The 243-nt window shown below is 57.2% G+C and carries 3 tRNA genes; all 3 read right to left on the bottom strand.

The window, feature by feature from the left end:
• Positions 1–2: 2 nt before the first annotated feature.
• Positions 3–78: transfer RNA gene (locus M3225_RS29345), tRNA-Ala, on the bottom strand.
• Positions 79–83: 5 nt separating this feature from the next.
• Positions 84–160, bottom strand: a tRNA-Pro gene (locus M3225_RS29340).
• A 4-nt stretch (positions 161–164) separates the two neighbouring features.
• Positions 165–241: transfer RNA gene (locus M3225_RS29335), tRNA-Arg, on the bottom strand.
• Positions 242–243: the final 2 nt, after the last annotated feature.

Raw genomic sequence — 243 nt, 5'->3', positions numbered from 1 at the left:
ATTGGTGGAGCCTAGCGGGATCGAACCGCTGACCTCCTGCGTGCAAGGCAGGCGCTCTCCCAGCTGAGCTAAGGCCCCATAAATGGTCGGGAAGACAGGATTCGAACCTGCGACCCCTTGGTCCCAAACCAAGTGCTCTACCAAGCTGAGCTACTTCCCGTTTATGGCGCGCCCGAGAGGAGTCGAACCCCTAACCTTTTGATCCGTAGTCAAACGCTCTATCCAATTGAGCTACGGGCGCTT

The sequence above is a fragment of the Priestia aryabhattai genome (assembly GCF_023715685.1).
In the GTDB taxonomy this organism is placed as follows: Bacteria; Bacillota; Bacilli; order Bacillales; family Bacillaceae_H; genus Priestia; species Priestia aryabhattai_B.
The sequence above is the reverse complement of the archived record's forward strand: the minus strand, read 5'-3'. Positions and strand labels throughout refer to the sequence as shown.